This is a genomic window from Tomitella biformata AHU 1821 (assembly GCF_000524475.1).
Classification (GTDB): Bacteria; Actinomycetota; Actinomycetes; order Mycobacteriales; family Mycobacteriaceae; genus Tomitella; species Tomitella biformata.
Map to the genome: position 1 here is coordinate 1 of NZ_BAVQ01000076.1, position 208 is coordinate 208.

General features: G+C 65.9%; 1 protein-coding gene. It reads left to right on the plus strand.

Translation table 11 applies throughout. The features are described 5' to 3' along the window. The coding region (locus TBIF_RS25495; RefSeq protein WP_369385462.1) for a GNAT family N-acetyltransferase at nt 1–141 on the plus strand (141 nt) is incomplete at its 5' end. Nucleotides 142–208 lie beyond the last annotated feature (67 nt).

The following is a 208-nucleotide window of genomic DNA, read 5'->3' on the forward strand; positions in this document are numbered from 1 at the left end:
TCCATCTTCCCGAGCGACCGTGCGGCGATCGCGCTGCATCACTCCTCGGGGTTCCGCACCGTGGGTGTGCGCGAGCGCATTGTTCAGGTTGATGGGCAGTGGCGGGATACTGTGCTGCTCGAGCGCCGAGCGGCGGTGTAGCGCGTGGCCACGGTCTCGTCTGGGAATCTCACGCCGACGGGAAATCGTGGCGATGCACGTAGAACGC